Origin of the sequence: Agromyces humi (assembly GCF_009720255.1) — a bacterium.
GTDB lineage: Bacteria > Actinomycetota > Actinomycetes > Actinomycetales > Microbacteriaceae > Agromyces > Agromyces humi.
This window is the reverse complement of sequence record NZ_WJSP02000201.1, coordinates 1-6,629: the sequence shown is the minus strand read 5'-3', so window position 1 is coordinate 6,629 and position 6,629 is coordinate 1. Positions and strand designations below refer to the sequence as shown.

General features: G+C 72.0%; 6 protein-coding genes. 3 read left to right on the top strand and 3 right to left on the bottom strand.

Translation table 11 applies throughout. The features are described from left to right. Positions 1-7 precede the first annotated feature (7 nt). Positions 8-1,492, bottom strand: a complete 1,485-nt coding sequence (locus GH736_RS14655) for an MFS transporter (protein ID WP_159604596.1) — start codon at positions 1,490-1,492, stop codon at positions 8-10. Between the two features lie 5 nt (positions 1,493-1,497). Then, the gene (locus GH736_RS14650; protein WP_159604592.1) at positions 1,498-1,920 is read right to left on the bottom strand and encodes a MarR family winged helix-turn-helix transcriptional regulator; all 423 of its coding nucleotides are present in this window, start codon (positions 1,918-1,920) and stop codon (positions 1,498-1,500) included. A 127-nt stretch (positions 1,921-2,047) separates the two neighbouring features. Between GH736_RS14650 and GH736_RS14645 the strand changes: the two genes are divergently transcribed. Genes GH736_RS14645 through GH736_RS14635 form a run of 3 tightly spaced genes read left to right on the top strand, consistent with a single transcriptional unit; the run spans position 2,048 to position 5,600 of the window. After that, on the top strand, positions 2,048-3,835 hold the full coding sequence (locus GH736_RS14645) for a circularly permuted type 2 ATP-grasp protein (protein ID WP_159604590.1): 1,788 nt from the start codon (positions 2,048-2,050) through the stop codon (positions 3,833-3,835). Beyond that, positions 3,829-4,758 carry an alpha-E domain-containing protein gene (locus GH736_RS14640; RefSeq protein WP_159604594.1) on the top strand — a complete coding sequence of 310 codons (930 nt, stop codon included), beginning with the start codon at positions 3,829-3,831 and terminating at the stop codon, positions 4,756-4,758. Before GH736_RS14645 ends, GH736_RS14640 begins: the two co-directional genes overlap by 7 nt. Further along, the gene (locus tag GH736_RS14635; protein ID WP_159604588.1) at positions 4,755-5,600 is read left to right on the top strand and encodes a transglutaminase family protein; all 846 of its coding nucleotides are present in this window, start codon (positions 4,755-4,757) and stop codon (positions 5,598-5,600) included. The genes GH736_RS14640 and GH736_RS14635 overlap by 4 nt, the downstream gene beginning before the upstream one ends. Before the next feature lie 88 nt (positions 5,601-5,688). Here GH736_RS14635 and GH736_RS14630 read toward each other — a convergent pair. Beyond that, positions 5,689-6,629, bottom strand: a 941-nt coding sequence (locus tag GH736_RS14630) for an NPCBM/NEW2 domain-containing protein (protein ID WP_203230786.1), incomplete at its 5' end; no start/stop codon positions are given.

Here is a 6,629-nt window from a genome sequence, read left to right as displayed (position 1 = left end):
GCGTTGCTCACTCGGTGGCGGGCGCGCACGGCACGCCCAACGGGCGACTCGACGGTTGCCGCACGGGCGCACCCTCGCGGGCAGGGTGCGGGTGCGGGTGCCGCGGCAGCGGGATCGGCGACGTGAGCGCGACCTCCTCCGAGAAGTCCGCGGGCACGAGCCGGTCGTTCGACACCGACGGCACGAGCCGGTCGTCGGGCACGACCGGGATCGCACGCGTGGGCACGACCGCGATCGCCGCCGTCGGGGCATCCGCGAATCGCAGCACGGGACGCCAACGGGCATGCGGATGCCGCGCCAGGTGCATGCCGCGGGCGACGACGAGCCAGCCGACGCCGATGAGCGCGGCGACGCCCGCCGCCACGGCCGCGACGCCGAGGGCCCAGCGCGGGCCCCAGCTGTCGGCGACGGCGCCGACGATGGGAGCGCCGATCGGCGTGCCGCCGGCCAGGATCGCCATGTACAGCGCCATCACGCGGCCACGCAGCTCGGGGGCGGTCGTCGTCTGCACGTAGCCGTTGGCCGTGGTGAGCAGCGACACCGCGCCGAAGCCGATGAGGATCGTCGACGCGGCGAACATCCAGTACGTCGGCATGAACGCCGAGATGAGCACGGCCGCGCCGAAGAAGGCCGCCGCGAGGATGATCACCCGCATTCGGGCGCGCTCGCGTCGGGCGGCCAGCAGGGCACCCGTCAGCGAGCCGATCGCGAGGATCGAGTTGAGCACGCCGTACTCGCCGGCGCCGCGTCCGAACTCGACCGCCATCGTCGACGAGAAGATCGGGAAGTTCATGCCGAACGCGCCGATGAGGAAGACGATCACGAACACGATGAGCAGGTCGGGCCGCTTCGCCACGTAGCGGAACCCGGCGACGAACTGGCCCGAGCGGCCGGCTCGCGGCATCCGCTTCACCACCATGTCGCGCAGCATCACGAGGGCGACGAGCACCGCCACGAACGTGACCGCGTTGATCACGAACACCCAGCCCGAGCCGACGAGCACGATGAGGAAGCCCGCGAGTGCGGGGCCGATCATGCGCGCCGCGTTGAACGACGCCGAGTTGAGCGCGACGGCGTTCGACATGTTCGAGCCCGAGACGAGGTCGGCGACGAAGGTCTGGCGCGCGGGCGTGTCGACGGCGTTCACGATGCCGAGCGCGAGGGCGAAGCCGTAGAGGTGCCAGAGCTGGGCGTGGCCGAGGATGAGCAGCAGCCCGAGCGCGAGGCCGAGCACCATGAGGCAGCTCTGGGTGACCATGAGGATCTTGCGGCGGTCGAACCGGTCGGCGATGAGTCCGGTGACCGGCACGAGCAGCAGCTGCGGTGCGAACTGCAGGGCCATGGTGATGCCGACGGCGAGGGCGTCGTTCGCGGTGAGTTCGGTGAGCACGACCCAGTTCTGGGCGGTGGCCTGCATCCACGCTCCGATGTTGGAGACGAGGGCGCCGATGAACCAGATGCGGTAGTCGCGCACGGCGAGGGAGCGGAACATGGCACTCACTGGGTGATGAATCCTCCCATCAGCTCGGCGGCGCGGGCCAGGACGGCGCGGTCCTCCTTGGAGAGCTCGCGCAGGCGGGTGGTGAGCCAGGCATCGCGCTTCGAGGTGGTCGCCTTCACGACCTCGCGGCCCGACTCGGTGAGGGCGATGTTGACCTTGCGCCGGTCGGCGTCGTCGGTCACGCGCGTGAGGTAGCCGCTCTCCTCCAGGCAGTTCACCGTGCGGTTCATGGAGGGCGCCGAGACGCGCTCCTGCTCGGCGAGCTCGGTCAGGGTGCTCGGGCCGTGCCGGAAGAGCAGGCCGAGCACGGCGAACTGGGCGTCGGACATGGCCTGGTCGGCCTTGTGCGCACGGAGCCTGCGGGCGAGCCGGAAGGTCGCCATGCGCAGCTCGGTGCTCTGCTCCGCGATCGATGCCATGGCTATTTAGCCTAGCTCATTAGTCTTGCTAAGTAAAACGGATGCCCGGCCGATCGGGGCTCCGGATGCCGCGGGCCCGACGCACGGCGGAAACACCCCGGTAACCGTCTGCTGGCACCCTTCGGTGATGGGAACGCTCTTCGACGGGTACACGACGACGCGGTCGGATGTCGCGGCGCGCCGCGCCGGTCGGCCCTGGGACGAGATGTTCCCCACCGACGTCGACGCCGATGCCGACTCGGGCGCCGACGCGCGCGCCGACTCCGCCGTCCGCGAGCCCTACCGCGAGCTCTACCCGGCCCTCGCCCGCATGTCGCAGGACGAGCTGCGCGGCCGCACCGACGCCCTCGCCAGCTCCTACCTCGCGCAGGGCGTGACCTTCGACTTCGCGGGGGAGGAGCGGCCGTTCCCGCTCGACGCCGTGCCGCGCGTCATCGCGGCCTCCGACTGGAGCCTCGTCGAGGCCGGCGTCGCCCAGCGCGTACGGGCGCTCGAGCGGTTCCTCGCCGACGTCTACGGCCCGCAGCACGCCGTGCGCGACGGCGTCATCCCCGCAGGGCTCATCACCTCCTCCACCCACTACCACCGGCAGGCCGCCGGCATCGTGAGCGCGAACGGCGTGCGCATCCAGGTCGCCGGCATCGACGTGATCCGCGACGAGCAGGGCGCGTGGCGGGTGCTGGAGGACAACGTGCGCGTGCCGAGCGGGGTGAGCTACGTGATCTCGAACCGGCGGGTCATGGCGCAGACGCTGCCCGAGCTGTTCACGTCGATGCGCGTGCGCCCGGTCGGCGACTACCCGAACAAGCTGCTGCAGGCGCTGCGCGCGAGTGCGCCCGAGGGCGTCGACGACCCGACCGTCGTGGTGCTCACGCCCGGTGTCTACAACTCCGCGTACTACGAGCACACCCTGCTCGCGCGGCTCATGGGCGTCGAGCTGGTCGAGGGCCGCGACCTGTTCTGCTCCGGCGGCCGCGTGTGGATGCGCACGACCGCCGGCCCGACGCGCGTCGACGTGATCTACCGGCGCGTGGACGACGAGTTCCTCGACCCGCAGCAGTTCCGGCCCGACTCGGTGCTGGGCGCGCCCGGGCTCATGCTCGCCGCGCGGCTCGGGCACGTCACCATCGCGAACGCGGTGGGCAACGGCGTCGCCGACGACAAGCTCGTCTACACGTACGTGCCCGACCTCATCCGGTACTTCCTGGGCGAGGAGCCCATCCTCCCGAACGTCGACACGTGGCGGCTCGAGGAGCCCGACGCGCTCGCGGAGGTGCTCGACCGCCTCGACGAGCTCGTCGTGAAGCCGGTCGACGGGTCGGGCGGCAAGGGCCTCGTCGTCGGGCCGGATGCCTCGCGCGACGAGCTCGCCCGGCTGCGCTCCCGGCTCGTGGCCGACCCCCGCGGCTGGATCGCGCAGCCCGTGGTGCAGCTCTCCACGATCCCGACCCTCGTCGAGGACGGCATGCGCCCGCGCCACGCGGACCTCCGCCCCTTCGCGGTCAACGACGGGAACGACGTGTGGGTGCTCCCCGGCGGACTCACCCGGGTCGCCCTGCCCGAAGGCCAGCTCGTCGTGAACTCCAGCCAGGGCGGCGGCTCCAAGGACACGTGGGTGCTCGGGGGCGGCCTGCTCACCGGTCCCATCGCCGCGCCGATAGCGGCGCGAGCTGTTGCGCGGGTCGGCACGCTCGTCGCCGACCAGGCCGCGCCCGCCGGTGCGCCCGCGCCTCCGGCGGCGGGGGCCACGGGGTCCGCCGGGAGCGAGCCCACGCGACATCCGCCCACCGCATCACCCCAGGACGAGGACGCCCCGATCCGCCAGCAGCAACAGCAGCAACAGCAGCAGCAGCAGGCGCGACGGATGCCGCGGCATCCGGTGCCCGACGGAGGAGGCCGGTCATGCCCATGCTGAGCCGCATCGCCGAGTCGCTCTTCTGGATCGGCCGCTACATCGAGCGCAGCGACGGGACCGCGCGCATCCTCGACGTGCACCTGCAGCTGCTGCTCGAGGACCCGTGGATCGACGAGGACACGGCGTGCCGTTCGCTGCTGTCGGTCATGGGCAGCGAGGCCGACCCCGACGTGGCGCTCCGGCGCGACGACGTCATCCTGCTCCTGGCGGTCGACCGCACGCACCCTGCGTCGATCGCGCACTCGATCGCCTCGGCCCGTGAGAACGCCCGGCGCGCCCGCGAGATCGTCTCGACCGAGCTCTGGGAGGCCCTGAACCAGACCAACGCACGGATGCCGCGACGCGTCGCCTCCGACAAGACGCACGAGTTCTTCCGCTGGGTGCGCGACCGCTCGGCGCTCGCCATCGGCGTCGTGGACTCGGCGACCAGCCGCGACGAGGCGTGGCACTTCTTCTCGCTCGGACGCGCGATCGAACGCGCCGACATGACCGCACGGCTGCTCGCGACCCGATCCCTCACCGAGGCGAGCGGGCCGAGCTGGACGACGATCCTCCGCAGCTGCGGCGGGTACGAGGCCTACCTGCGCAGCTATCGCGGCGTGCCGTCGAGCCAGTCGGCGGCGGAGTTCCTGCTGCTCGACCGGCTGTTCCCGCGGTCGATCATCTCGAGCGTGATCCGCGCCGAGGAGTCGCTGCGCGAGATCGACCCGCGCGCCGGCCGCGTCGGCGTGACCGATCCGTCACGGCGGCTGCTCGGGCAGATCCGCTCGGAGCTCGAGTACCGCCCGATCGCCGACCTCCTCACCGACCTCTCGGGGCACATGGAGCACGTGCAGGCCGTCACCTCATCGGCGAGCGAGGCGATCCGGCAGCGCTACTTCCCGGCGAGCGTCGCGCCGGTCTGGATCGGGGAGGTCTCGTGAGCCGCATCCGCATCGTGCACCGCACGGGCTTCTCCTACGAGGAGCCCGCCACGGCGTCGTACAACGAGGCGCGCATGCTGCCCCACTCGGGCGGCGAGCAGTTCGTGCTGCAGGCCGGGCTCGACATCCGGCCGGGCGCGACGCAGCACTCCTACCTCGACTACTGGGGCACGCGCGTGTCGACCTTCGAGGTGCTCACGCCGCATCGCGAGCTCTCGGTGACGGCGACGAGCCTCGTCGAGGTGCGCCCGTCGCCCGTGCCCGGCAGCGAGCTCGAGTGGGACGAGCTGCACGCGGCGTCCACGTCGACGGTCGGCCTCGTCGAGGCGTCCACGACGTCGGCGTCGACCGTGCCGCCCGATGAGGTCGCCGCGCTCGCCGCCGACATCGCCGCCGAGGGGGCCCCCGTCGGCGAGACGGCCGTCGAGATCTGCCGGGCCGTCGGCTCCTCGATGGAGTACATGCGCGGCGTCACGGGCGTGCACTCGACCGCCGCCGAGGCGTGGGGCGAGCGCAAGGGCGTCTGCCAGGACATCGCGCACGTCGCGCTCGGCGCGCTGCGGTCGGTCGGCATCCCCGCGCGGTACGTCTCGGGCTACCTGCACCCCGATGCGGGCGCGGCCGTCGGCGAGACGGTGATCGGCGAGTCGCACGCCTGGGTCGAGTGGTTCGCGGGGGAGTGGCGCGGGTACGATCCCACGAACCTGGCCGAAGTGGGCGAGCTGCACGTGCTCGTCGGGCGCGGCCGCGACTACAGCGATGTGCCGCCGCTGCGCGGCGTGTACGCCGGGCCGGGTGCCTCGGAGCTGTTCGTCAGCGTCGAGGTGACGCGGGTCGCATGAGCACCGAGGAACGACGCGGGGCCACGGCCGAGGGCCCGCCCCGCCGGATGGCGGAACGGGCCCTCGGGTCGCGCGACGCGGCATCCGCTCAGTCGCAGCTGAACCTCGCGTCGCCCCACACGCCGTGGGCGCCGTTGATGCTGCCGGGCGCCTCGACGATGAGGTCGACGTACTGCACGCCGGTCAGGTCGACGTTCACCGACTCGGGCGCGAACCCGGGCGTGAACGTGCGCGACTGGTAGCGGTTGGCCCCGTCGGCGTCGACCTTGAAGATCACGTTGCCGCCGAACCCGGCCTCGAGGCCGACCTGCGCCGTGAACGCCGAGCACTCGCCGCCCACGTAGTACGTGATCTTCGACTGGGCGTGCACGCCCAGGCCCTTCGCGTACACGGGCGACTGGCCGGTGGCCGGGTCGGTGTAATTGATCTTCAGCGGCAGGTCGGGCGAGTTCGCCGCGTCCTTGTTCGCCACGTTCTTGCCGATGACCCCCCAGCCGTTGGTCGCGCTGAGCCAGTTCAGCTCCGACGCCCACGCCGACGCGGTCGGTGCCGGCGGCAGCGGCTGGTCGACGACCTGCCAGTCGAAGATCTTCAGCCGGCTCTCGTTCGGGAGCACGATCGACGCGAGCTCCTTCGTCGGATTCAGGCGCACGAGGTTCGAGTACACCTGGTAGCCGTACGTCGGGTACTCGTACACGATCGGGTTCGTCGCGCTGTTGCGCCCGAGCGACTTCACCGCGACCGTCGCCCCGCCGAGCCCGGATGCCTGGGGCAGCCAGTTCGGGAAGAACACGTTCTGCTTCGAGACCGTGCCGTCGGTGTAGGTGAGCGTGAGCTCGGGGTTCACTCCGCCGCCGGATGCCGCGGACGCGAGGATCGCGAGATGCGTGCCCTGGCCGCTCACCGCGATGGTCTGGCCCGCGGGCGCCACCGAGTTCGGCGTGCCGACCGGCTCGGGCCACGTGTACGCGATCGCCGCGTCGCCTGTGCCCACCGTGACGGTGCCGCCCGGGGTCGCGCCGGCCGCAG

Coding starts and splice junctions, on each gene's coding strand:
- GH736_RS14655 (WP_159604596.1), bottom strand. CDS start 1,492: ATGTTCCGCTCCCTCGCCGTGCGCGACTACCGCATCTGGTTCATCGGC.
- GH736_RS14650 (WP_159604592.1), bottom strand. CDS start 1,920: ATGGCATCGATCGCGGAGCAGAGCACCGAGCTGCGCATGGCGACCTTC.
- GH736_RS14645 (WP_159604590.1), top strand. CDS start 2,048: ATGGGAACGCTCTTCGACGGGTACACGACGACGCGGTCGGATGTCGCG.
- GH736_RS14640 (WP_159604594.1), top strand. CDS start 3,829: ATGCTGAGCCGCATCGCCGAGTCGCTCTTCTGGATCGGCCGCTACATC.